Raw genomic sequence first — 24,614 nt, 5'->3', positions numbered from 1 at the left:
GATAACCGAATATCTTTATAAGGAGTAAATAGTCCTCGCGAAGCGGGTCCGACCGCTGCTCTCCGTGTCGTTGGCCCATACTTGCCACCAGACATCCGAGGTCTACGGAGGTTGGACGTGGCGGTCACCGACGACGCGATCCTGCGCGTGAAGGAAATGATCACGTCCGGTGAGCTGAAGCCGGGAGACCGGCTGCCGCGCGAGGCCGACCTGGCCGAGCGCCTCGGGTTGTCGCGCAACTCCCTGCGCGAGGCGGTCAAGGCGTTGTCGCTGGTCAGAGTGCTGGACGTGCGGCAGGGCGACGGCACCTACGTGTCCAGCCTGCGGGCCGACGACCTGCTCGGCGCGCTGTCGTTCGTGCTCGACCTGCACCGCGGCGAGGACTCGGTGCTGGAGGTCCTGCAGGTCCGGCGGATCCTGGAGCCCGCCGCCGCGGCGATGGCGGCGCAGCGCATCGAGCCGGACGAGCTGGCGGCCCTGCGCACGCTGTGCGACGCGGGCGAACACGCCCAGTCGATGGACGACCTGGTCGAACACGACCTCGCGTTCCACCGCGCCATCGCGCGGTGCTCGGGCAACGCGTACCTGGCCCAGCTACTGGACACCCTGGCCGGCCCGACCGTGCGGGTCCGGATCTGGCGTGGCATCACCCGGGGTGGAGCGGTGGACCGGACGGTCGCCGAGCACCGCGCGATCGTGGACGCGCTGGCCGCGCACCAGACCGAACTGGCCCGGTCGTGGTCCACGGTGCACGTGGCCGGTGTGGAGCGGTGGCTGTCCGACCTGGCCTAGCCGAACGCGGCCTGGATGATGCGGTTGGAGGCGGCGGGCAGGTCGCCGCCCATGTGCAGCGTGTTCACCGAGTAGACCAGCGTGCGGGAGCCGTCGAGGGTGGTGGCCGCGCCGTTGTTGTAGCCGGGGCGGTCGCCGGTCTTGCCCCACACCACCACGCCGGACGGCAGTTCGATGCGCTGGATGCCCAGGGCGTGCGTCGCCCCGGGCACCGGCGGGACGGTCAGCAGCTCCGCGCGCTGCTTGGCGGGCAGCAGGTCGCCGCGGACCATGGCGTTGAGCAGGCGGTCCAGGTCGGGGGCGTTCGAGATGATCTCCGCCGCCGACCACTGCAGGGACGGGTTCGACTCGGTGACGTCCACGTAGCCGGACGCGGTGGCCTCGTAGCCGTGGGCGTGCGGGCCCTTGATGCGGTGGTCACGGCCGGGCAGGGTGGTGTCGCGCAGGCCCAGCGGGCGGATGATGCCGTCCCGGATCGCGGCGCCGTAAGGCTTTCCGGTCGCTTTCTCGATCACCAGGCCGACCACCAGGTAGCCCATGTTGCCGTACTCCTGGCGGGTGCCCGCCGGGAAGCGCGGGCCCTTCTCGACGCCCATCCGGACCAGGTCGAGCGGCTCGAAGTCGTCGTAGCGGTGCTCGAAGAACCAGGCCGGGTCCTTGTGCGGCAACGGGACGCCGGGGATGCCGTGCGTGTGGTTCAGTAGCTGCCGGACCGTGATGGGGCCCCAGTCCTCCTTGGGCTGCAACAGGTCCGGCAGGTAGTGCTGCACGGTCCGGTCCAGGTCGAGCTTGCCCTGCGCGGACAACTGGAGCGCGGCGGTGGCGGTGAACAGCTTCGTCATGCTCCCGATGCGGAACCGGCCGTCCGGGTCCACCCGGTGCTTCGTCCCGATGCGCGCCACGCCGCCCGAGCCGCGCCAGCTCCCGGCCGTGCCGGACACCCGCGCCAGCGCGCCGGACACCTCGTCGTCCGGGAGGTTGGCGACGGCTTCGCGCAGGGCGGCGCGGTCGAGGGGTGGCACGGTGGGTGCCGCGTGCGCGGGTAGGGCGGTGGCGGCGAAAGCCAGCGCCACCAACGGGATCAGCAGTCTCTTCATGGCCATCAGGCTTCCGTCGCGCCGCTTGGCGATCATCCGGGATGACCCCGGGAACCGCCTCAGGGTGCCACCGGGATGCGTGCCGGGGATCGGCCGGCAGGTCGACAGCTCGATTCGACCGGCCGGCCGATCCGTCGGCAGGTCGACCGCGACCTGCCGGCACGGTTCAGCCGCGCGCGTTCAGCGGAGCCGCCGGAAGTGGAACGGGCAGGTGGCGCCGCCCCGCGCGATGGTGGTCGGCCGGGAGAAGTCGATGCCGTGCCGGTCGCGGTCGATCGCGCCGATCCAGGCCGCGTCGAACTCGCAGAACACCGTGCCCAGCTCGGGAACCCCGCATTTCGCCAGCACTTCGACGTAGAAGCACCGGGTGACGTCGAGCAGGTAGCGGTCCTGGTCGTCGGCCGACCGGGCGAAGGCGAAGTCCCGGCCGAAGTAGTCGGCCTCGCGCTCCTTCGAGATGTCGGTGAGGACGGCGAACGGGTCGTCCGCCGCGTCCAGCGCGGCCTTGGTGCCGTCGTGGACGAACGGCCGGATGGGCTCGTGGAACGCCTGTGCGACCACGACGAGCGCCTGCTCCTGCGGCATCCTCGCGAGCAGTGCCTGGTAGCCGGCGGCCACGGTCGCGGTCAGGTGCAGGTGCGGGCTGTCGCCGCCGACGAGCGCGACGATCCGCGCGGTGCGCTCGTCCAGTTCGGCCAACGGGACCGCACGGCCGATGTGCGCGCGGAACAGGTCGATGAGCTGATCGTTCACTGGTGGTTTTCCTTTTCGGTCCGTACCCGCGCATGCGCGGGACGGCCGGCACGCTCCAACCACCAACCTGGCGCCGACCAGGGTTTGCTTCCTTACAACGCCGAACCGTACACCTCGGTCGTGACGATCACAGCAGTCCTTCCGCGCGGAGGTCGTCCCACAACTCCCCCGGCACCGGGTCGGCCGCGTACGCCGCGTCGCCCCGGATCTCGTCCGCCGACCGCGCGCCGACCAGCACCGAGGCCACCGCGGGATGCCGGAACGGGAACTGGATCGCCGCCCGCGGCAACGCGACACCGTGCCGCGCGCACACCGCCGCGATCCGCCGCGCCCGCCCGATCAGCTCCGGAGGCGCGGCGGCGTAGTCGTAGGTCGCGTCGTCCGGCACCTCGGAGCGGGCCAGCAGACCGGAGTTGAACACCCCCGCGGCCACCACGGAAACACCGCGCTCCACGCACAACGGCAGGAACGACGCCGCCGCCGACTGCTCCAGCAACGTGTACCGGCCGGCCAGGATCACGGCGTCGACACCGGTCTCCCGGACGAACCACTCGGCCATCTCCCAGTGGTTCAGCCCGACGCCGATCGCCCGCACGACGCCTTGGTCGCGCAATCCCGCCAGCGCCACCAAGCCTTCCGACGCCGCACGCTCCCGTTGACCGGGGTTGAGGTCGACGTCGTGCAGCAGCGCCAGGTCGACCCGGTCCAGCCCCAGCCTGTCCAAAGAGGACTCCAGTGACCGCCGCACGCCGTCCGCGCTGAAGTCCCACACCCGGCGGTGGGTCGCGGGCACGGCGAAACCGTTCGCCAGGTCGTCACCGCCGCCGGTGATCGGCTCCAGCAGCCGCCCGACCTTGGTGGACACCGCGTACTCGGCACGGGGACGCGAGGCGAGCGCCGCACCCAGCCGCCGTTCCGACAGGCCCAGGCCGTAGTGGGGCGCGGTGTCGAAGTACCGCACCCCCGCGTCCCAGGCCGCGTCGACCGCGGCGAGCGCGTCCTCCTCGGCGACCGGCGCGTACAGGTTGCCGATCGGCGCGGCTCCAAAACCCAAGTGCGACAACGTGATCAAGGCATCTCCCCCAGTCGGGCGTGCGGCTCTGCCCCCCGGGCAATCGTCCTGGACCTCCGGCCGTTCCGCCATCCCGGCCGGCCAAGCGAGCCGAACGCCTGTGCCCGGCTGGCCCGGTTCGCCACACACTGCGACCATTCACGTGCACTCCGTGGCCACCACGACGATCCGCCGACCGAAAGGCACCGATGAGACACCACCGTGCGGTGTGGGCATCCGCCGCCACCACCGCCGCACTGCTCGCCTCCCTCGCCACCGCCGACGCGACCGAGGACCCGCTCGCCGAGCCCCTGACACCCTCGCGCGCCGTGGTCGCGAAGGCCGGGTCCGCGGAGCACGTCGGCGCGACGTTGACCAAGGCGACCGGGGCGGTCACCGCCTTCGTCGAACTGGCCGGGACGCCCGCCGTCGAGGCGTTCGACGACGAGAAGGCGCGGGGCGGGGGCGACGCCCAGGCCGCACGAGCCGCGCGGTCGTCCCGGCAGCGCACCGACGACCAGGCCCTCCGCGTCCTGGACGTGTTGCGCGGCAAGGACTCCGCCGCCAAGGAGGTCGCCCGCACGGCCAACGCGGTGCCCGGCGTCGTGGTCACCGCCGACGCGGCGGAGGTGCGCGGGCTGACCGCGCTGCCCGAGGTGGTGGCCGTGCGGCTGGCCGTGCCGAAGGTCGTCCAGAACGCCGGCGCCGCGCAGCTCACCAAGGCCGCGCAGGTGTGGCGGCAGACCGGCCGCTACGGCGACGGGATGCGGATCGGCATCATCGACACCGGCATCGACTACACGCACGCCGACTTCGGCGGCCCCGGCACACCCGCCGCGTACGAGGCGGTCGACCGCACCGCGCCGTGGACGCCGACCGCCAAGGTCGTCGGCGGCCACGACTTCGCGGGCGACGAGTACGACGCGAACGACCCCGCCAAGGCCACGCCCAAGCCCGACCCGAACCCGCTGGACTGCCGGAGCCACGGCACGCACGTCGCGGGCTCGGCCGCCGGCTACGGCGAGAACGCCGACGGCACCACGTTCACCGGCGACTACCGGACGCTGACCGCCGAGCGGCTGGACACCATGAGGATCGGCCCCGGCGCCGCGCCCAAGGCCTCGCTGTACGCGCTGAAGGTGTTCGGCTGCAAGGGTTCCAGCAACCTCACCGCGCAGGCGCTGGACTGGGCGCTCGACCCCGACGGCGACGGCGACTTCGCCGACCACCTGGACGTGGTGAACCTGTCCCTGGGCTCCGACTTCGCCGGCCAGGACGACCCGGACGCGCTGTTCGTGCGCAAGCTCGTGGAGCACGGAGTGCTGGTGGTGGCGTCGGCGGGCAACGGCGGCGACTTGTACGACGTGGGCGGCTCGCCCGGCAACACCCCGGAAGCCCTGGCCGTGGCCAACACGCGGGACGCCTTCGCGATCCTGGACGGCGTCACCGTGCCCGGCGCGGGCGACCAGCCCGGCCAGTACAGCAAGAACTACACCGGTTACCCGTCGCTGGACCTGACCGCGCCCGTGGTCACCGTGACCGAAGAGTCCAATGTGGATGGCTGTGCGCCGATTTCGCAGGACCTCACGGGCAAGTTCGTCTGGTTGGAGTGGGACGAGGACGACTCCACCCGCGAGTGCGGCTCCGGTGGCCGCACGGACCACGCCCAGGCGGCGGGCGCGTCCGGCGTGCTCCTGTCGTCCGGCAGGGACAACTTCCTCGCCGCGATCGCCGGCAACGCGGGCATCCCGGTGTTCCAGTTCACCGGCGCCGCCACCACCCGGGTCCGCCCCGCCCTGACCGCCGGCACGCTCCAGGTGACGATGACCGGCAGGCTGCTCAACTCCGTGCCGACCACCACCCCGAGACTGGCGGACACCATCACGCCGTCCTCGTCCCGGGGGTCGCGCGGCGCGATCGCGGCCAAGCCCGACGTCGCGGCCCCCGGCGACACGATCCTGTCGGCGGACTCCGGCACCGGCAACGGCGGCGTGAGCCAGGGCGGCACGTCGATGTCCGCGCCGCACGTGGCGGGCATCGGAGCGCTGGTCCGCCAGACCCACCCGGAGTGGACGGTCGAAGAGGTCAAGGCGGCGGTCATGAACACCGCGAGCGGCGAGGTCAAGTCGGGTGACGACCACACGAACGGCCTGCCCGAGGCCCCGATGCGGGTGGGCACGGGCCGGGTCGACGCCTCGGCCGCCGTCGAAACGGACCTGCTGGCCATGGTCCAGGACCACCCCGGCTCGGTCGGCGTGTCGTTCGGCCCGGTCGAGGCCGCCCTGCCGATGGAGCGGGTGAAGACGGTCGAGGTCGTCAACAAAGGTCGGACGTCCCGCTTGGTCCACGTCTCCTTCCAGGCCGCCACGACCGTGCCCGGCGCCCGCTTCGAGGTGTCGCCGCCGGCGGTCCTGATCGATCCCGGCCGCACCGCCGAGGTGAAAGTCACGCTGCGGATCTCGCCGAACGAGCTGCGCAAGGTCGCGGACCCGACGTTGGCCAGGCAACAGCAGGGCGTGGCCCGCCAGTTCCTCGCCGAGGCCGCCGGCCGCGTGCTGCTGACCTCCGGTGCGGTCACCGCCCGCGTCCCGGTGTACGCGGCCCCCAAGCCGGTGGCCGACATCGAGGCGGGCCTGCTCTCGTTCCTCGGTGAGGGCGTCGCGCCTTTGCGGCTGCACGGCCGTGCCCTGGCGCAGGGCTCCGGTGACGCCGCGTACCGGTCGCTGATCAGCGCGTTCGAGCTGCAAGGGACGTCCGAGCGGTTGCCCGACTGCACGGACGCGGTGAACACCGACTGCGCCGTGAACGACTCCGCCAAGGGCGGCGACCTGCGCTACGTGGGCGTCACGTCCACCGCGCCGGTCGACAGGTCGGACACCGCGCTGCTCGCGTTCGGCATCGTGACCTGGCACAACTGGGTGACCTTGGGTGCGGGCAACACCCCGGAGATCCGCATCGACACGACCGGCGACGGCGAGCACGACTACCGCGTGCGGGCCGTGAAGCCGCTCGACGGCAACGGCAACGTGGTCGCCGACGTGTGGCAGGCGCAGACCGTGCGGGTGGCCGACGATCAGGTGGTGGACGAACAGCCGTTGAACGGTCAGCACGGCGAGGTCGACACCAACCTGATGGACAGCAACGTGGTGGTCCTGCCGGTGACCTTGAAGGCACTGGGCATCGACCCGACCGCGGCGACGTTCCGCCTGTCCTACACGGCGGGCACGGCGGGCACGTACCCCGCGCCGGGCAACGTGGACGGTCTGGTGGACAAGATCGGCGCGCCGATGGTCTTCGACCCGCTCAAACCCGGCTACTCGATCCGTTCGGGCGGAACGGCCGCGCTGTCCTACGTGGCCGAGCCGGGCGCCAGACTGGACGTGCACCGCGACCGGGAGTCCCTGGCGGCCGACCGGTCCGACAGCCTCCTGCTGCTGCACCACCACAACCGTGCCGACGAGCGGGCCGAGGTGGTCGCGCCACGCGACTGATCACTGTTCGCGAGGTCCGGCACAACCCTTCCGGGTGTGCCGGACCTCCGGCTTTCTGGGCATACTCGGTCGAATGGGCTTCGTGGTCGGACTCGACGCAGGCGGCACCTCAACCAGGGCCTTGGTGCTGGACCTGGACGGCACCCGCCTGGGCGCGGGGGTGGCCGGGGGCGCGAACCCCAACTCCCACCCGCCGGAGGAAGCCGCCGACCACATCGCGCAGGCCTTGGCCGCCGCGCTGGAAGGCCTGGACGCGGCCAAGGTCGAGTCCGGCGTGCTCGGCATGGCGGGCTCCAGCAAGCTGACGGACCCCACGGTCGCCGCCCTGTTCGAAGCCGCCTGGACCGACGCCGGCCTCCGGTGCCCCCTGCGCGTGGTCACCGACTGCGAGGCGGCCTTCGCGGCGGGCTCGGCGTCCCCGGACGGAACGGTCCTGGTCGCGGGCACGGGTTCGATCTCGGCCCAGATCATCGGCCACAAACTCATCTCGACGTCCGGCGGCTACGGCTGGCTGCTGGGCGACGAGGGCTCGGCGTTCTGGCTGGGCCGGGAAGCCGTGCGGGCGACCCTGCAAGCGCTGGAGGCGCACCTCCCCTCGGACGCGCTGACGACCGCCGTGCTGAAGCTGGCGGACATCGAGCCGAGCCCGCCCCGAACGGCCTGGCGCCACCTGATCACCACGGTGAACCAGGCCCGACCGGTCCACCTGGCCCGATTCGCCCCACTGGTCACGGCACACGCCACGGCCCCCTCCGCCGAGACGATCATCGAGTCGGCGGTCACCGCTTTGTCGGACCTCGCACTGTCGGACCGCAAACCGGATGACCACACACCGATCGTGCTGGTCGGCAGCCTCACCCACGCGCACCCCCTGGGCGCCCGCCTACGCGCGGAGCTGACGACCCGCACCCGGGCCCCGGTCCACCTGGCCACCGAGGCAGCCGCCGGCGCGGCCTGGCTGGCAGCCGTGGAACTCCTCGGCGACAACGCACCCCGCCCAGCCTGACCCTCCGCCGTCGGACCAGGTGGACGCCCGGGATCCAAGTAGGACCGGTACTGACCTACATCCGGTCTAGCGTCGACCCGAGCAAGCCACACCAGCGAAGGAGTCAGACGATGAGCAGGGTCGACCGGAACCAGCCACTCGGCACGCCCACCTGGATCGACCTGGCGGTCACGGACCTGGACGACGCGAAGGCGTTCTACGGAACGGTGTTCGGCTGGGAGTTCACCACCACGACGGGCGGCACCGACTGCCTGCTGCACGGCCTACCGGTCGCGGGCCTGCGTCAGGCCGTCGACCAAGCGGACACGGGCCACGGCTGGACCGTCCACCTCGCCACCGACGACTGCGACGACACCGCCAAGCGCATCACCACCACCGGCGGCACGTTGCTCCAAGCGCCGCACGAAGTCGGCGACCTACGACGCGCGGCCCTGGCCCTCGATCCCACCGGCGCACGGTTCGGCCTCTGGCAGGGCCGCGAACACCCGGGCTGCCGCTTGGTGAACGAGCCGGACACGCTGGTCCGAAACGATCTCGTCACAGCAGACGCCAACTCCGCCCGCGCTTTCTACAGCGCCGCGTTCGACTTCACGCTGGACGGCAATGAAGACCTCCCCGGTATGGACTTCACCTTCCTGCGCCGGCCGGACGGCCACGAGATCGGCGGCATCCTCGGCTTGACCGACGCGGCCTTTTCCACTTGGGGCACCACCTTCGAGGTAGCCGACACCGACGCCACCTTGACACGCGTCACAGCCGCCGGCGGCACCTACACCACTCCCGAAGACACCTTGTACGGCCGGTCGGCAACCATCACGGACCCGTTCGGAACGGAGTTCTCGGTAATCGCACGCCCCTGATTCCCGACAACGCCACCAACAGCCTGCGCGAGCACACCGACTCAAAGCCTGCGCGAGCACAAAGAAGGGGCCTCGTGTTCTCCCCGTATGGCCTGCCCGCAGGGAACCGCGCTTGTTCAGGGAGCGCAAGCACGCTTTTCGCTTGCGCTCCCTGAACAAGGGTGGTGGTCTTTGACCAGGCCATACGGGGAGAACACGACGCCTTGGCATTTCCTCCCCGGAGGCCTGCCCAGCGGCGAGCGTCGCTTTTAATCTTCTCGACTCAGAGCGGTCGCGACCGCTTCAAGACCACAAGCTAAAAGCGTCCTCGCCGGACCGGCAGGCCGCCAAGGATGTACACAAAAGCAAGACTCGGGCGTCGTGCCATCCCCGCATGACCTGGTCAAAAGACAACCACCCTTTCCCTGGGAATGCAAGCGAAAAACGTGCTTGCATTCCCAGGAAAAGCGCGGTTCCCTGCGGGCAGGCCATACGGCAATGCCGCTAAGTTAAGACTGGTGAGCGGAGTTGGATGGTGGCTGGTCCGTTGTGTGTCGTGGTGTGGTCGCCGGGTTTTTTGACTCGGTAGGAGTTGTGTCGTCCGCGTTTGACGACTCGTGGGCAGGTGCGGTGTCGTCGTCCGGTGGTGCGTTTTCGGAGGATTTCGTGGTGGGTGTCGCGGAGTGCGGTTCTTCGGTGGTCAGGGGGAAAAGTCCGCCTGGGCGACGACCTGGCGGCGGATGGTTCTGAAGGCGCGGATGAAGGACAGGCGGTCGGGGTCTATGTCGGCTTCGTCGGCGGCCCGGCACATCAGTGTTCGGATGGCGTGGTGGGTGAGCAGCAGTGCCCAGATTTCCTGGCGGACCATGTCGGGGGATCTGGACCGCAGCACTCTGGCCGGGCCGCGTTGGTGGGTTTTGATCTCGTCGAACGCGGACTCGATCTCCCAGCGTTGGTGGTAGGCCCAGGCCAGCTCGGCGGCGGTGGCCTCGGCCGGTTCGGTGATGGTGGTGGCCAGGCAGATCAGTTCGCCGCTGCCGTTGCCCTCGCGGTCGGGCACGTTGTATTCGACCACCCGGACGGGGAATCCGTGTCCGGGGTCGACGTCGCGTCCGGCGCGGGCGTTCTCGATGAGCTTCGTTCTTTGTGCGGCCTGGACGGCGGGGTTGATCAGGAGCGAGGTGTAGGAGCCGTCGGGCAGCCATTCGAGCACGGGCAGGGTGACGCCGGAGCCGATCCTCCACAGCAGGTCGGCACCGGTGTCGACGTACCGGCCCCACAGGGCGTAGCTGTAGAAGTTCCGGTCGGCGGTGACGACCGTGCCCGGTTCCGCCGACCGGGCCAGGACATCGGCCAGGGCCTTCTCGTTCCCGCGGTATCCGGCGACGATGGCGTCGACGATCGCGTGGGAACCGCATTCCGCCAACGCCACCACCAGCACCTGGGGAAACCCGCTCGCCTTGGACTCGTTGCCGCTCTTGCCGAACTCCGCGACATTCCCCGGTGTGTCGGGGACGTCCAGCATGAAACCGTCCACGGCCATGAGCCGACGCGATCCCAGCCACGCCCCCCGCGTGCCGGGTTCCGCGACCGGGGCGGCCACGCTCTCGAACAACAGTCGCAGTGGCTCCGACCCGAGTCTCTGTCGGGCCTGGGTGATCGCCGATGTCGAGGGGACGTGCCAGTCGTCCCGCCAGGACGCCATGGATTTCAACGAACCGACGAGTTTCCGCATGACCTCCTCGTAGTCGTCCTCCGGGAACAGACACATCGCCTGACAGAAACGCACCATCACATGCGCCGGTAACAACCGTGTCCGCTGCTCCCGTTTCCCCGTTTCGACCAACACGTCCTCGATCACATCACGCGGAACAACCTCGGCAAGCACCCCCAGGGAAATCCGGTCGACCAACCGCACACCCGCGACATCCTTACCGGACTTCTTTTTCCTGCCAACCCGCGCCACAACAGAATTCTACCGCAACAGACCCTAACTTAGCGGCATTGGGCCATACGGGGATGACACGCAGCCCACCGAGAGGTGTGCGCGGGGCGCGCGCTGCGTTGTCGTCGGTGGTGGGAGGGCGGTCGTTGTTGTGGTGGTGTGGTGTGGGATTACCGTTCAGCAGGCGCCTTTGGCCTTGGGTGGCGTAGGCCTGGGTGGTCCTTGGGCAGGGTTCGTCGTAGTAGCCACCAACTGACGGCGATGCAGGCGACCTGCAATGGCCAACTCAAAGCTGCTCGCATGAATCCCAGGACGACGACCTGTCCGGCCATCCACAGCGCGCCGAAGACCAGGACCCGCAGCACGTACTGCCCCACCCAAGGCCATGACGCCACTCGGTAGGCGCGCATCAGGTCCGGGTCGTGACGCCATCGGAACTTCTGGCCCGTGATCAGGCCGACCACGACGCCCAGCAACGGCCATCGGACCACGATGCTGGCCGACCAGACCAGGGCGCTGGCCGCGTTCAAGAACACTTGGAGCAGGAAGAAGTCCTCGGCGCGGCCGGTCTGCAGGGCCACGTAGGCGGCCAGCACGATGAGCGCCACGCTGACCAGGACTGCCCGGGGGCGGTCGCCCCGGATCACCCGCACGAACCCGATGACGACGCCGCACCCGACAGCGGCCAGTGCACCGACGGCGATCGACTGGTCTGCCAGGACCCATCCCAGGGCGAACGCCAACGGCGGCAGGGAAGCGTCCAGCGCACCACCGCGCCCGCCCAGCAACTGGGCCAGTGACTCCTGACGGGTGTCGGTCATATCTCCAGGGTGCCTTAGGTAAACCTAACCCAGGTAACGGACCCGTCTCGGAGCATTGACCAGCAGTGAGGGACGTCACTACGGTGGCCGAAATCGTCTGGAAAGTTAACAGACAGGAGGACCGATGCGAGCCGGTAGCCCACGACTGCTGCGCGAGATCAACGACCGTGCGGCGATCGAGGCGTTGCTGCGCAACGGGCCTCTCACGCGGTCCGAGTTGGAGGGGCTCATCGGGCTCTCCAAGCCGGCCACCGCGCAGTTGCTCACCCGTCTGGAAACCGAAGGCACGGTGCTGCGCAACGGACTCCGGGGCGGCGGACGAGGGCCGAGGGCCCAGCTCTGGACGGTCAACGGCGCGTTGGCGCACGTGGCCGCCATCGACCTCACCCCGGACACGATCGACGTGGCCATCGCCGACATCTCGGGCACGCTGCTCACCGAGCACAGCGCGCCGATGCCGCGCGCCGACGTGCTGGAGGCGTTCCACAGCGCGGTGACCAAGGCCGCGAACCAGGCGGGCCTGTCGCCGGAAGCCCTGCACCACGTGGTCGTGGGGTCGCCGGGCGCGGTCGATCCGGCGACCGGTCAGCTCAACTACGCGCCGCACATGCCCGGTTGGGAAGGTTTCGACATCCCGGGCAGGCTGATCGAGCTCCTGGGCACCGCCGTGACCGTCGAGAATGACGTCAACCTGGTCGCGCTGGAAGAGATGATCGCGGGCCGTGCCACGGACGTGAAGGACTTCGTCCTGCTCTGGCCCGCCGACGCGGTGGGCGCGGCGGTGGTCGTCAACGGCGTGCTGCTCCGGGGCGCCACGGGTGGCGCGGGCGAGATAGACGCGATGCAGGTGCCCGACCACGCCAACGCCGACACCGGCACCGACCGGGTCGGCAGCCGGTACGGCGATCTCCTCGACAACGCCGCCATCGTCAAACTTGCCCGTGCGCACGGGGTTTCCGCGCGCACGGGACAGGCCGCCGTGCGCAAAGCCCTGAGCGAGGGCACGTCCGGCCGGGAGTTCCTGGTCGACCTGGCCCGCCGGATCGCGACCGGCGTCGCCAACGTGATCTCGGTCCTCGACCCGGAACTCGTCCTGCTCTCCGGCGATATCGCGCAGGCGGGTGGCAGCACGCTCGCCGACCTCGTCGCCGCGGAGCTGCGCAAGCTGGTGGTGCCCCGCACCGCCGTCCAACTCGCCCTGGTGACCGGGAAACCGGTGCGTTCCGGCGCACTGCACTCCGCGCTGTCGGTCGTCAGGGAACAGGTGTTCGGCCTACCCGCCGCCACGACCGAACCCTTCCGCGGCCCGCAGACCGGCTGAGGCGAGCCGGCCGCACAACGTCCCCGTCCGCACGTTGAGAGAAGGAGAGCACATGCGCAAGGTCCCCCGCGCAGCGTTGCTATGCGTGGCCGCCGCGGTGTCCCTGTCCGCCTGCGCGGCAGGCGCGGGCAAATCCGACCAGTCCGGCGGCCTGGCCGCCGCCCCCGGCAAGGACGACAAGTTCTCCCTCACGGTGTGGAGCAACTTCTCCGGCCGGGAGCAGGCCGAGGTCACGAAGGCGTTGGAGAGCTTCAAGAAGAAGTACCCGAACGCCGAGATCAAGCACGAGGGCAGCCAGGACGACGACAAGATCACCGCGGGCATCCGCAGCGGCAACCCACCGGATGTCGCGCTGTCGTTCACCACCGACAACATCGGCCAGTTCTGCTCGTCCGGCTCGTTCCAGGACCTCAAGCCCTACATCGACCGCGACAAGGTCGACCTCTCGCAGATCACCGACGCGGTGCGCTCCTACACCGAGTACAAGGGCAACCGCTGCGCGATGCCGATGCTCAGCGACGTGTACGGCCTGTACTACAACAAGGACATGCTCGCCGCGGCCGGCATCAGCGCGCCGCCGAAGAGCACCGCCGAGCTGCTGGACTTCGCCAAGCGCACCACCAAGAAGGCCCCGGACGGCTCGATCGAGGTCGCGGGCTTCCTGCCCACCATGCTGTTCTACGCCAACCGCCCGCCGATCTGGGCGCCGAACTTCGGCGCGAAGTGGGCCGGCCCGGACGGCAAGTCCGCGCTGGCCAGCCCCGAGTGGGCGGAGATGTTGAAGTTCCAGAAGGAACTCGTCGACTTCTACGGCTACGACAACCTGGAGCGGTTCCGCGCCGGGCTCGGCCAGGAGTACTCCAACGACCACGCGTTCCACCAGCAGAAGATCGCCATGATGATGGACGGCGAGTACCGGACCGCGTTCCTGAAGGACCAGGCCCCGAACGTCAAGTTCGGCACCGCGCCGTTCCCGACGATCAAGCCCGACCTGTACGGCATCGGCTTCACCACCGGCACCATCATGGGTGTGCCCAAGGGCGCCAAGAACGCCGGCGCGGCGTGGGAGCTGGTCAAGCACCTGTCCTTCGACACCGAGACGATCGTCACCCTGGCCAACGGGATCAAGAACATCCCGAGCACCAAGGCGGCGCTGGCCGACCCGCGCCTGGAGGTGGACGAGAACTTCAAGACGTTCATCGACCTGGCGCAGAGCGGCAAGCTCCAGGGCAACCCGGTGACGCCGATCGGCGACGCGCACATCAAGGCGATCGGCGACTTCGCCACCTCGTGGCAGGCGGGCAAGGTGCCCGACCTGATGGCCGGGCTGAAGGACGTCGACAAGCAGATCGACGACCAGATCGCGAAGAGCGGCAAGTAACCATGACCGCCACGCTCGAACGCGTGGACGCGGCGCGGGCCGCCCCTGCCAAGGGGCGGTCCCGCTCCCGCGCCCGTCACCGGCTGACCGTGCTGGCCTTCCTGTCCCCGGCGATCCTCGGGTTCGCCCTGTTCTTCGGGTACCCGCTGGTCGCCACGGTCGTGTTCTCGTTCACCAAGTACGACCTGATCAACCCACCCGAGTGGATCGGGCTGGAGAACTACTCGTACATGTTCGGGGACAAGCTGTTCCGGACGGCGGTCTACAACACGCTGTGGTTCGTGGTCGTGCTGACCTTCGCCCGGGTGCTGTTCGCACTGGGCGTGGCGTCGGTGATCGCCCGGCTGAAGTCGGGCGTCGGCCTGGTGCGCACCCTGTGCTACCTGCCCTCGCTCGCGCCGCCGGTCGCGGCGACCCTGGTGTTCTTCCTCGTCATGCGCCCGAACGAAGGCCCGCTGGACACGTTCCTCGGCTGGTTCGGCGTCGACAGCCCGCTGTGGTTCGCCGACCCGGCGTGGTCCAAGGCAGGCATCGCCGCGGTGATGCTGTGGGTGTCCGGCGACCTGATGATCATCATCCTGGCCGCGATCCTGGACGTGCCGCAGGAGCAGTACGAGGCGGCCGAGCTGGACGGCGCGGGCGTCGTGTCGCGGTGGTGGCACATCACGCTGCCGTCCATCTCGCCGGTGCTCATGTTCGGCGTCGTGAACTCGATCATCCTGGCGCTGCAGCTATTCACGCAGGCGGTGGTCGCCGGCTCGGCGGCCAGCGGCGCGGCGGACATCACCGGCGCCACCAAGAACCTCGGGTTCCCGGAGAACTCGACGCTGACGTTCCCGGTGTGGCTGTACACGCAGGGCTTCCGGTACTTCGACATGGGCTACGCGGCGGCGATGGCGACCGTGCTGTTCGTCATCTCCTTCGCCGCCACGGCACTGCTCGTGCAGCGGATGCGCAAAGCCAGCCACCACGAGGAAGGGGGACCGGGCGCATGACCGCGACGACGCTGACCGACGTGGCCGAACCGACGACCGCCTCCCGGAAACCGCTGCGATGGCGTGGCTTCCTGGACTGGGTGGCGGTGCACAGCCTGGGCATAGCCCTGGCGCTGATGTTCTCGCTGCCGATCGTGTTCGTGTTCCTCACCGCCGTCATGTCGGACACCCAGGCGTTCACCAAGGACCTGTGGCCGCGCGAGTGGCACTGGGGCAACTTCGTGGAGGTCTTCGAGAAGGCCCCGCTGCTCAAGTACCTCGGCAACAGCCTGCTGTACTCGCTGCTGGCCACGGCCGGGATGCTCCTGTCGTCCATCCCGGTGGCGTACGCGCTGGCGAAGCTGAAGTGGCGTGGCCGCAACGCGGTCTTCCTGCTCGTGGTGGGCGCGATGATGCTGCCGCCGCAGGTGGTGGCCGTGCCGCTGTACGACACGTGGTCCAGCCTCGGCCTGACCGGCACCCTGTGGCCGCTCATCGCGCCGTACTTCCTGTTCGACGCGTTCAGCATCTTCCTGCTGCGGCAGTTCATCCTGACCATCCCGCAGTCCTATGTGGACGCCGCCAGGGTGGACGGCTGCACGGAGTTCCAGGCCATGGTGCGGATCATCGTGCCGATGGCCCGGCCGGGCATCGCGGCCACCGCGCTGTTCTGCTTCCTGTACACCTGGAACGACTACTTCGGCCCACTGCTCTACACCGGCGAGAAGCCGGACCAGTGGACCCTCTCGCTGGCCCTGTCGTCGTTCAAGGGCATGCACCACGTCCAGTGGAACCTGGCGATGGCCGTGACGCTGCTGATCATGATTCCCGCCGTGGTGCTGTTCATCTTCGCCCAGCGCTCGTTCGTCAAGGGCATCACTTTCACTGGAGTCAAGGGATGAAGCTCACCGTTGTCGGGGGCGGATCGACCTACACGCCCGAGTTGGTCGACGGGATCGCGGGCAGGCGGACCAGTCTCGCGGTGGACGAGATCGTGCTGGTGGACCCGGACGAGCAGCGGCTGGACGTGGTCGGCGCGTTCTCCCGGCGCCTGCTGGAGCACGCGGGTCACCACGCCGTCGTCCGCACCACGACGAACCTGGAGGAAGGCGTCGACGGCGCGTCCGCCGTGCTGCTCCAGCTCCGCGTCGGCGGGCAGCGGGCGCGGGCCCAGGACGAGACGTTCCCCCTGGTCTGCGACTGCGTCGGGCAGGAGACGACGGGCGCGGGCGGGCTCGCGAAAGCGATGCGGACCGTCCCCGTGGTGTTGGACATCGCCGACCGGGTGCGGAAGATCGCCGGTGACGACACCTGGATCGTCAACTTCACCAACCCGGTCGGGATCGTGACGCGGGCGCTGCTGCAGGCCGGGCACCGCGCCGTCGGGCTGTGCAACGTCGCGATCACGTTCCAGCGCTGGACTTCCGCGCTGCTCGGGGTGGAGCCGGAGGCGGTGCGGCTGGAGCACGTCGGCCTCAACCACCTCACCTGGGAGCGCGGCGTCTTCGTGAACGGCGTGGACCGGCTGCCGGAACTCCTCGAACACCACGGGGAGGCGCTCGCCGAGCACATCGGGGTTCCGGCGGGGCTCATGCGCAGGCTGGGCATGGTCCCGTCGTACTACCTGAAGTACTTCTACCACCACGACGACGTTGTCAGGCAGCAGAAGAGCGATCCGCCACGTGCGGAAATCGTTGCCAACGTGGAAAAGGAACTGCTCGGCCTCTACCGCGATGTCAACGTGGTCACCAAGCCCGAGGTGCTGTCCCAGCGCGGCGGCGCGTACTACTCCGAGGCGGCCGTGCAGCTCGTGCACGCGCTGACCGGCGGCACGGGCGCGGAGCAGCACGTGGTGAACGTGCGCAACGGTCGCACCCTGCCGTTCCTGCCCGAGGACGCCGTCATCGAGGCGCCCGCGGTGGTCACCAACCAAGGCGCGCAGGCACTGCCGGTCGAGCCGCTGGAGCCCACGATCTCCGGTCTCATCGCGCACGTCACCGCGTACGAGCACCTCGCGCTGGAAGCCGCCGTGCGGGGCGGGCGGGACCGGGTGGCGGACGCGTTGCTGGCGCACCCGCTGGTCGGGCAGCACGCGATCGCCGAGGAGCTGGCCGACGAGCTGGTGGCGCGCAACCGCGACTTCCTGCCGTGGGCGAAGGGCCGGGGGGCTCGATGACCGACCGGGTGCTCGCCATCGACGGCGGGAACAGCAAGACTGCGGTGGCGCTGGTCGACGTGGAGGGGCGGGTGCTGGCGCAGGTCCGCGGCCCGGGGGCCTCACCGCAGAACGTCGGCCTGGCGCGCAGCCTGGAGGTGTTCGAGGGGCTCGCCCGCACGGCGGCCCGCCAGGCCGGGCTGCCCGCCGACGAGCCGATCGCCACGCACACCGCCGCCTACCTCGCGGGCGCGGACCTGCCGCAGGAGGAAGAGGACCTGCGGGCCGCGATCGAGCAGCGCGGGTGGTCGGCGACGACCGTCGTCGGCAACGACACGTTCGCCCTGCTGCGCGCGGGCACGTCGGACGGCATCGGCGTGGCCGTGGTGTGCGGCGCGGGCATCAACTGCGTCGCCGTGGCGCGGGACGGCCGCACGCACCGCTTCCCGGCGCTGGGCAGGATTTCCGGCGACTGGGGCGGTGGCGGGCACATCGGCGGTGAGGCGCTGTGGCTGGCCGTGCGGGCGGAGGACGGGCGGGGCGAGCCGACCGCGCTGCTGCCCGCGCTGATCGCCCACTACGGCACGCGGACCATGGCCGAGGCGGTCGAGCGGCTGCACTTCGAGGAGGTCCAGTTCGACCCGCACGTGTTGTGCCCCTTGCTGTTCGAGGTGGCGGCGACCGGTGACGCGGTGGCCCGCGAGGTGGTCGACCGGCTGGTCGAGGAGGTCACCCTGCTGGCGTCGGTGTCGCTGCGGCGGCTGGCGCTGCTGGACGAGCAGGTGGACGTCGTGCTCGGCGGCGGCGTGCTGACCGGCACGAACGGCGTCGTGGTCGACCTGGTGCGGGACCGGCTGCGCGACCTCGCCCCGCTGGCCCGGGTCCGCGTGGTCGACCTCCCGCCGGTGGTGGGCGCGGCGCTGCTCGGGCTGGACGCGCTCGGCGCGGCTCCGGGCGCGGAGCTGCGGCTGCGCACCGCGTACGAGCCCCTGGACCTGGCGGCCGGGGGCTAGCCGGACCCCGGTGCGCGGGAGGTGTTCGGCGGCGGCCCTCCCCCGCACCGGCCCGAGGACCCCGCTGTTCCGGCGGATGTTCGGCGGCGGCGCCGCTGGAACAGCGGGCCCCCTCACGGCGGCGTCACGCGCCCGACGTCGTCGTGAGGGTTCCGCCCACGGTGATGGCGCCGAGGTCCGGGACGCTGACGGATGGTTTCGGCACGGCCACGGAGGGCAGCGACGGGCCCGTCGTGGTCGACGTGATCTGTGTTGCAATCGTCTGTGCCTCGACGGTAGTCGTCGTCGTGGGGTGGACAGTCTGGCGACTGATCGTCGTCACCGGCGTGGCACCGCCCCGGTGCTCCATCGGCGGACCGTCGCCGCCGGACTGCCGGGTGGGCTCGGGCGAGGTGCCTATCCGCTGCTCGGGAGGGGGTTCCGGCGGCTGGTGCCGGTTCAGCGCGACCCCCGCGACCAGCCCGGTCAGCACGGCGAGGGCGCCGAGGGAGAGCAGCGGGAGAGGCGGACGCGGCACGGCTGGCAGGTTAAGCCCGGGAGCGTGACGAACCGCGTAATGCGGACACCGGACCCCACCATTGAGTGACGCTCGGGTAACGCCGTTCCGAATTGCCGGTGGCGTCGGGCCGACCTCGGGAGGCATCCTGTCTTGCGCGGTGTTTCGCGCGGTGTTTCGCGCGGTCACGGGGGTGCCGCGCGCGAGGGGAGGTACGCGGGTGGACGAGTTCGACAGCTTCGTCGCGGTGGGGGACAGCTTTACCGAGGGCATGGACGATCCCGGCCCGAACGGCACGTACCTGGGGTGGGCGGACCGGCTGGCGGCGATGATCTCGACCCGGCAACGGGGTTTCCGATACGCCAACTTCGCCATCCGGGGAAAGACGCTCCAGGAGATCATCGACGAGCAGATCCCGCTGGCGGTGGCGCTGAAGCCGAAGCTGGTGACGTTCTGCGGGGGCGGCAACGACCTGCTGGTGCCCGGCTCGGACGCCGACGCGCTGGCCGAGGTGTACGAGATCGCGGTCGCGGAGCTGCGCGCGGCGGGCAGCGAGGTGGTGATCTTCACCGGCTTCGACCCGAAGCACACGCCGTTCCTGCGGTCGCTGCGCGGGAAGATCGCGATCTACAACAGCCACCTGTGGTCGGTCGCCGACCGCTACCACTGCCGGGTGGTCGACCTGTGGTCGATGTCCGTGCTGCAGGACCGCCGGGCGTGGAGCGAGGACCGGCTGCACCTGTCGCCCGCCGGGCACCGGCGGGTGGCGCTGCGCACGGCGCAGGTCCTGGGCTTCAAGCCCGAGGAGGACTGGAGCACGCCGTGGCCGCCGTTGGACAACGAGGACTGGATGACCCAGCGGCGGCACGACCTGAGGTGGGCGCGCGAGCACGTCGTGCCGTGGATCGCGCGGCAACTGCGCGGCGAGTCCATGGGCGACGGGCTGGCGCCGAAGCGGCCCGAGCTGCTGCCGGTCTGCGCCGACAGCTAGCCGGCCGGTCGTCACCGGGCAGGCCGCCTCGCGCGGTCGCCTGCCCTGCACAGCCCTGGTCGCGGCCAAGCCGCCGCGTCGACCGACAGCCAGCCCGCCCGGTTCTGATCGACAACAGCCGGTCGGCCCTGATCGCACGGCCGAGCTGTCCGGGCAGAAGACAGGTCAACCGGGCCGGCACTCTCCCCCGAATGCCGGCCCGGCTGACGGTGGGTGGCTTTCCCCCCTGGCATCCCCCTCCAAGAGCCACCCGGCACGCCGATCCGCATCAGCTTGATCAGCGCGCGTCACCAAGTTCCCACGAATCCCCGATGGGGTGCTAAACACCCGCTAAACCTCGGTGGTCAAGGCTTCAAGGGCCGTTCGGACCAACATCGCCCGCGGTGCGCCGAGGCGCTCGAACAGCCGTCTGGACTCGGCCAGCTCCGCTTGCGCCGCAACGGTTTCCCCGCGTTTCGCGAGCACCGAGCCGAGCACCTGGCGGCCGAACGCCTCCTCGAACTGCATCGAGCCGCCCCGCGCCAGCTCCACGCCCTGCCGCGCGTTCTCCTCGGCCTCCGCCAGCAGGCCCAGTTCCGCGTACAGCTCGGCCAGGTTGTTCACCGCCAGCACGTAGGCCCGCTCGTCGCCGTTGCGGTGGTGCACCTCCATGGCCTGGAACTGGTGCTGTGCCGCCGTTTCGAGCTGGCCGAGGCGTTGTTCCACCTGCGCCAGGTTGTTCAGCACGGTCGCCTCGCCGAGCGCGTCACCGTCCCGCCGGGCCACCTCCACGGCCTCGCGGTAGTAGCTCAGCGCCTCCTCGTTGCGCCCTTCGGCGGACAGCGCGCACGCCAACTGGTCCAACGTCATGACCAGGTAACGGGGCTCGCCGAGTTCCTCGGCGATCCGGTGCGCCCGCTCGGCGTCCGGCAGCGTGCCGCGCGTGCCGCCGGTCCAGACCTTGATGGCGTGCATCGCGTGCAGCACCAGCATCTCGCCGCGCAGGTCGCCGCTGACCCGGGCGGACGCGAGGCCGAACTCGGCGATCGCGTGCCACTCCCGGCTGACCAGCCGCGCCACGCAGTACGTGTGCACGAGCCGCACGAGCTGCCAGACCTCTTGGTGCAGGCCGGCTTCCGCGCCCGCGTGCACCAGGGCGATGAGGTTGGGCCACTCCTTGTCGAACCAGGAGAGCGCCTGCCCCGAGGTCGCCGGGCGCGGCACGGTGGGTTCGGCCGCCGCGAAGTCCACGCCGTCCGACACCGGCCGGATGAGCCGGCGCGCGTGGTCGCACGCCGCCAGGTAGTGGTCCATCAGCCTGCGCAGGGCCGGCTTCCGGCGTTCGGGCTCCTCGTCGCCCAGCACCTCGCGGGCGTACAGGCGGACCAGGTCGTGCAGCACGAACCCGCCGCGCCACTGCTCCACCAGCAGGTGCGCGTCCGCCAGGTCCGCTAATCGGCTCGCCGCGGTGCCCAGGTCGGTCTGGCACAGGGCCGCGATCGCGTGCGGGCTCACCCATCGGCCCGGTACCAGACCTGCCGCCCGAAACGTCTCCGCCAGTTCCGGCGGGAGGTTGCGGTAGGACACCGCAAGCGCTCTCGCCACGCCGACGCCGGTGTCGGCCAGGTCCAGGGTGCGCAGCCGCGCGTCGTCGTCGGAAAGCTGCGCCACCAGCGCCTCGACCGTCCACTCCGGACTGAACACCAGTTTCGCCGCCGCGATCCGCAGGGCCAGCGGCAGGTTCCCGCACAGCTCCACCAGCATCCGCATGGCGACGGGTTCCTGCTCGGACAGCGGTTTGCCGACGACCTCGTCGACCAGCCGCACGGACTCGTCCTCCCGCAACGTGTCCAGCGTCAGCATCCGCGCGCCGTTCGACACCACCAGCGACTCCAGCCGCCGCCGCGAGGTCACCAGCACCACCGACCCCGCGCCGGGCGGCAGCAGCAGCCGCACCTGCTCCGGATCCCACGCGTCGTCCAGCACGACCAGCACCCGCCGCTTGGCCAGCACCGACCGGTACAGGCCCACCCGGTCGTCCAGGTCGCGCGGCACCCCGTCGGACGGCACGCCCAGCGCCAGCAGGAACCGCGCCAGCACCTCGGCCGGCCCCACCGGCTCGCGGTCCGGCGCGAAGCCGTTCAGCGAGGCGAACAGCAGGCCGTCCGGGAACTGCTCCGCGCGCCGGTGCCCCCACGTCACGGCCAGCTCGCTCTTGCCGATCCCCGGCGCCCCGTTGACCACCGCGATGGTCGTCGCGGTGCGGTCGCGGGTGTCGCACAGCCGGTCCAGCCAGGCCAGTTCCTCGTCCCGCCCGATGAAGCCGCTGGCCGCCGCCGGCAACTGCGCCGGCACCACCACCCCCGGCCGGGGCGGCACCAGCGCCGCCGGCTCGCTCGGCCCCGGCGAACTCAGCGCCGGGTCGTCCCGCAGCACCTGCTCGTGCAGCACCCGCAGCTCCGGGCCGGGGTCGATGCCCAGCTCGTCCACCACCCGCCGGTGGAACCGCTGGTAGGCCTCCAGCGCGTCGGCCCGCTGCCCCGACCGGTAGAGCGCCCGCATGATGTGCCCGACCAGCCGCTCCCGGAACGGGAACTCGCCCACGAGCTGCCGCAGCTCGCCCACCAGCTCCAGGTGCCGGCCCAGCTCCAACTCCGCCTCGACCCGTTCTTCGAGTGCGGCGAGCCGAAGTTCCTCCAGGTCGGTCGTGACCGGCTCGCCCGGCACGTCCGCCAGCACCTGCCCCCGCCACAGGCCCAGCGACTCGCGCAGGAGCTGCGCCCGGATCGGCGCGGGCTTGCCCCGTGCGCTGGACACGAGCTGGCGCGCCCGGTGGAAGTCCAGCCGCCACGGGTCCACCGCGAGCTGGTAGCCCGGCGGCGTGGTCAGGATGCGCGCGGAACCGGCCGGGTCGGCCTGCTCCAGCATCCGCCGCAGCCGCGACACGTAGCCGTGCACGATGGTCCGCGCCGTGGCCGGCGGATCGTCGGCCCACAGACTGTCGACGATCTCATCGATCGGCACGACCCGGTTCGCTTCCAGGACGAGCATCGCGAGCAGGCCCCGCATGCCCTTGCGGCCGATGACGAGCTGGCGGCCGTCGGCGAGCACCTGCAACGGCCCGAGCACACCGAACTCCAGCCCGCTTCTGGTCCGGTCGGCCATGCCCCTCCCCCGCCTCGGTACGTGCCCCGGTCAGTTCCGTTCGGTCACTGGATCAGGTGCGCCGGCCGCGCCGGTGGATACCTGTCAGTAAATGTTGCTTGCTCAACTAGTCGGCTCCCATGACCGGACGCCCCCGCGACGGCTAGGGTTTTGGCCCCGGACGACGCAGTGCAGGAGGGCAAGTGCCGCGCGAACCGATGAGCGTGGTCGACCGTGGCGCCGCCTGCCTGTTGGGCGGCGCACTGGGCGATGCCCTTGGCGCGCCCGTCCAGTACTTGGGGTGGACGGATATCCAACGAGACCACGGGCCGGAGGGTGTTCTGGAACCGCCGCGTCCCGCTCTGGTCACGGACGACACCCAGTTGACCCTGTTCACCGCCGACGGCTACCTGCGGGCCTGGGTGCGTGGCCGCAACACCGGCGAGTGGGAACCGGTGGACACGGTGTGGGAGAGCTATCGGCGCTGGTTGACGACCCAGCAGGTGGCCGCTCCCGACGTGGGCGCGGCCGGGCTGGTCGGCGACGAGCGGCTGTACTCCAGCCGATCGCCCGGCCTCACCTGCCTGCGGGCGCTCGCGGCCGAGCACGCGCCGACCCCCGAGGAGCCGCACAACGAGTCGTCCGGGTGCAACGGTGTGACGAGGACCGCACCCGCCGGCTTCGCGCCGACCGCGGACATCGCCTACGACCTCGGGTGCCGGTTCGCCGCGCTCACCCACGGCGGGACGGGCGGCTGGGTGTCCGGCGGGGCGTTCGCGCTGCTGATCCACCTGATCGCGGTCCGCGGGCGGCCGTTGCGGGAAGCGGTGGACCAGGTCATCGGTCGGGTGCTGCGGGACGACCCGTACACCGCGAACGCGTTGAACCGGGCCGTGGTGTTCGCCGAGGAGCACCGCGCGCTGGGGTTCGACACGGTGCGGGTGGACCGGCTGGGCAGCGGGTGGACCGGGCCGGAGGCGCTGGCGATCGCCGTGCACACGGTGCTGGTGTTCCCGCGGCGGTCGGAGTTCGTGGACGCGCTGCGGGCGGCGGCGAACCACTCCGGCGGGAGCGACGCCACCGCGGCGTTGACCGGCAACATCCTGGGCGCCCTGCACGGGACCGCGGCGCTGCCCCGGGACTGGCTGGCCGGGCTGGAACTGGTGGACCTGCTGACCCGGCTGGGCAGGGACCTCGGGCACTCGGTGGTCGGCGCGGAATTCGACTACTCGCGTTACGAGTAGGGGCCGGGTTCACAGCCGGCCTCGGCCGCACGCTCCCGAATTCGTGCGACCGAAGCCGGCTCTCCACGCGGTCGACGCCGGGGCACGCCCCGAGCGCGGAGCCCGGCTGACCTGCGCAGAG

Annotated in this window: 19 protein-coding genes; 12 read left to right on the top strand and 7 right to left on the bottom strand. The window is 70.7% G+C overall.

Features of this window, described 5'->3' with window-relative positions; all coding sequences use genetic code 11:
- Positions 1-117: 117 nt before the first annotated feature.
- Complete coding sequence (locus tag ACQPZF_RS02270; RefSeq protein ID WP_433267719.1) at positions 118-792, top strand: FadR/GntR family transcriptional regulator; 675 nt, start codon at positions 118-120, stop codon at positions 790-792.
- On the opposite strand, the gene ACQPZF_RS02265 is transcribed toward ACQPZF_RS02270, so the two are convergent.
- The 3 genes from ACQPZF_RS02265 to ACQPZF_RS02255 all read right to left on the bottom strand — a co-directional run bounded on the left by ACQPZF_RS02265 (position 789) and on the right by ACQPZF_RS02255 (position 3,714).
- Complete coding sequence (locus ACQPZF_RS02265; RefSeq protein WP_433267717.1) at positions 789-1,889, bottom strand: serine hydrolase domain-containing protein; 1,101 nt, start codon at positions 1,887-1,889, stop codon at positions 789-791. The two genes, ACQPZF_RS02270 and ACQPZF_RS02265, sit on opposite strands and share 4 nt — an antisense overlap.
- A 180-nt stretch (positions 1,890-2,069) precedes the next feature.
- Positions 2,070-2,642, bottom strand: coding sequence for an L-2-amino-thiazoline-4-carboxylic acid hydrolase (locus tag ACQPZF_RS02260; RefSeq protein WP_433267716.1), 573 nt, complete (start codon positions 2,640-2,642; stop codon positions 2,070-2,072).
- A gap of 127 nt (positions 2,643-2,769) precedes the next feature.
- Positions 2,770-3,714, bottom strand: a complete 945-nt coding sequence (locus tag ACQPZF_RS02255) for an aldo/keto reductase (RefSeq protein WP_433267714.1) — start codon at positions 3,712-3,714, stop codon at positions 2,770-2,772.
- A 188-nt stretch (positions 3,715-3,902) separates the two neighbouring features.
- On the opposite strand from ACQPZF_RS02255, the gene ACQPZF_RS02250 reads away from it, so the two are divergent.
- From ACQPZF_RS02250 to ACQPZF_RS02240, 3 genes are all read left to right on the top strand, one after another.
- On the top strand, positions 3,903-7,184 hold the full coding sequence (locus ACQPZF_RS02250) for a S8 family serine peptidase (protein ID WP_433267712.1): 3,282 nt from the start codon (positions 3,903-3,905) through the stop codon (positions 7,182-7,184).
- Between the two features lie 73 nt (positions 7,185-7,257).
- The gene (locus ACQPZF_RS02245) at positions 7,258-8,190 is read left to right on the top strand and encodes an N-acetylglucosamine kinase (RefSeq protein WP_433267710.1); all 933 of its coding nucleotides are present in this window, start codon (positions 7,258-7,260) and stop codon (positions 8,188-8,190) included.
- Between the two features lie 110 nt (positions 8,191-8,300).
- Positions 8,301-9,050, top strand: a complete 750-nt coding sequence (locus ACQPZF_RS02240) for a VOC family protein (RefSeq protein WP_433267709.1) — start codon at positions 8,301-8,303, stop codon at positions 9,048-9,050.
- 679 nt (positions 9,051-9,729) lie between these two features.
- Here ACQPZF_RS02240 and ACQPZF_RS02235 read toward each other — a convergent pair.
- Both ACQPZF_RS02235 and ACQPZF_RS02230 read right to left on the bottom strand, forming a co-directional pair.
- The gene (locus ACQPZF_RS02235; RefSeq protein ID WP_433267707.1) at positions 9,730-10,995 is read right to left on the bottom strand and encodes an IS4 family transposase; all 1,266 of its coding nucleotides are present in this window, start codon (positions 10,993-10,995) and stop codon (positions 9,730-9,732) included.
- 149 nt (positions 10,996-11,144) lie between these two features.
- Positions 11,145-11,795, bottom strand: a complete 651-nt coding sequence (locus ACQPZF_RS02230) for a DUF3159 domain-containing protein (protein WP_433267705.1) — start codon at positions 11,793-11,795, stop codon at positions 11,145-11,147.
- 124 nt (positions 11,796-11,919) lie between these two features.
- Here ACQPZF_RS02230 and ACQPZF_RS02225 point away from each other — a divergent pair, with 124 nt between their 5' ends.
- The 6 genes from ACQPZF_RS02225 to ACQPZF_RS02200 are packed head-to-tail and all read left to right on the top strand — an operon-like array spanning position 11,920 to position 18,639.
- The gene (locus ACQPZF_RS02225) at positions 11,920-13,116 is read left to right on the top strand and encodes an ROK family protein (RefSeq protein WP_433267703.1); all 1,197 of its coding nucleotides are present in this window, start codon (positions 11,920-11,922) and stop codon (positions 13,114-13,116) included.
- A 52-nt stretch (positions 13,117-13,168) separates the two neighbouring features.
- On the top strand, positions 13,169-14,497 hold the full coding sequence (locus ACQPZF_RS02220) for an ABC transporter substrate-binding protein (RefSeq protein WP_433267701.1): 1,329 nt from the start codon (positions 13,169-13,171) through the stop codon (positions 14,495-14,497).
- A 2-nt stretch (positions 14,498-14,499) separates the two neighbouring features.
- The gene (locus ACQPZF_RS02215; RefSeq protein WP_433267699.1) at positions 14,500-15,492 is read left to right on the top strand and encodes a carbohydrate ABC transporter permease; all 993 of its coding nucleotides are present in this window, start codon (positions 14,500-14,502) and stop codon (positions 15,490-15,492) included.
- On the top strand, positions 15,489-16,373 hold the full coding sequence (locus ACQPZF_RS02210) for a carbohydrate ABC transporter permease (RefSeq protein WP_433267697.1): 885 nt from the start codon (positions 15,489-15,491) through the stop codon (positions 16,371-16,373). Before ACQPZF_RS02215 ends, ACQPZF_RS02210 begins: the two co-directional genes overlap by 4 nt.
- Positions 16,370-17,647: a 6-phospho-beta-glucosidase gene (locus ACQPZF_RS02205; RefSeq protein ID WP_433267696.1), complete on the top strand. Its 1,278-nt coding sequence runs from the start codon at positions 16,370-16,372 to the stop codon at positions 17,645-17,647. Before ACQPZF_RS02210 ends, ACQPZF_RS02205 begins: the two co-directional genes overlap by 4 nt.
- A complete protein-coding gene (locus ACQPZF_RS02200; protein ID WP_433267694.1) occupies positions 17,644-18,639 on the top strand; it encodes an N-acetylglucosamine kinase in 996 nt (331 codons plus the stop codon). The genes ACQPZF_RS02205 and ACQPZF_RS02200 overlap by 4 nt, the downstream gene beginning before the upstream one ends.
- A 124-nt stretch (positions 18,640-18,763) precedes the next feature.
- On the opposite strand, the gene ACQPZF_RS02195 is transcribed toward ACQPZF_RS02200, so the two are convergent.
- Positions 18,764-19,156 carry a hypothetical protein gene (locus tag ACQPZF_RS02195; RefSeq protein ID WP_433267692.1) on the bottom strand — a complete coding sequence of 131 codons (393 nt, stop codon included), beginning with the start codon at positions 19,154-19,156 and terminating at the stop codon, positions 18,764-18,766.
- A 199-nt stretch (positions 19,157-19,355) separates the two neighbouring features.
- On the opposite strand from ACQPZF_RS02195, the gene ACQPZF_RS02190 reads away from it, so the two are divergent.
- Complete coding sequence (locus ACQPZF_RS02190; RefSeq protein WP_433267690.1) at positions 19,356-20,126, top strand: SGNH/GDSL hydrolase family protein; 771 nt, start codon at positions 19,356-19,358, stop codon at positions 20,124-20,126.
- A 330-nt stretch (positions 20,127-20,456) separates the two neighbouring features.
- Here ACQPZF_RS02190 and ACQPZF_RS02185 read toward each other — a convergent pair whose 3' ends face one another.
- Positions 20,457-23,270 carry a BTAD domain-containing putative transcriptional regulator gene (locus ACQPZF_RS02185; RefSeq protein ID WP_433267689.1) on the bottom strand — a complete coding sequence of 938 codons (2,814 nt, stop codon included), beginning with the start codon at positions 23,268-23,270 and terminating at the stop codon, positions 20,457-20,459.
- Between the two features lie 182 nt (positions 23,271-23,452).
- Between ACQPZF_RS02185 and ACQPZF_RS02180 the strand changes: the two genes are divergently transcribed.
- Positions 23,453-24,493 carry an ADP-ribosylglycohydrolase family protein gene (locus ACQPZF_RS02180; RefSeq protein ID WP_433267687.1) on the top strand — a complete coding sequence of 347 codons (1,041 nt, stop codon included), beginning with the start codon at positions 23,453-23,455 and terminating at the stop codon, positions 24,491-24,493.
- Positions 24,494-24,614: the final 121 nt, after the last annotated feature.

It is taken from the genome of Actinosynnema sp. CS-041913 (assembly GCF_050942485.1).
GTDB lineage: Bacteria > Actinomycetota > Actinomycetes > Mycobacteriales > Pseudonocardiaceae > Actinosynnema.
This window is presented reverse-complemented; position numbering and strand designations above follow the sequence as displayed.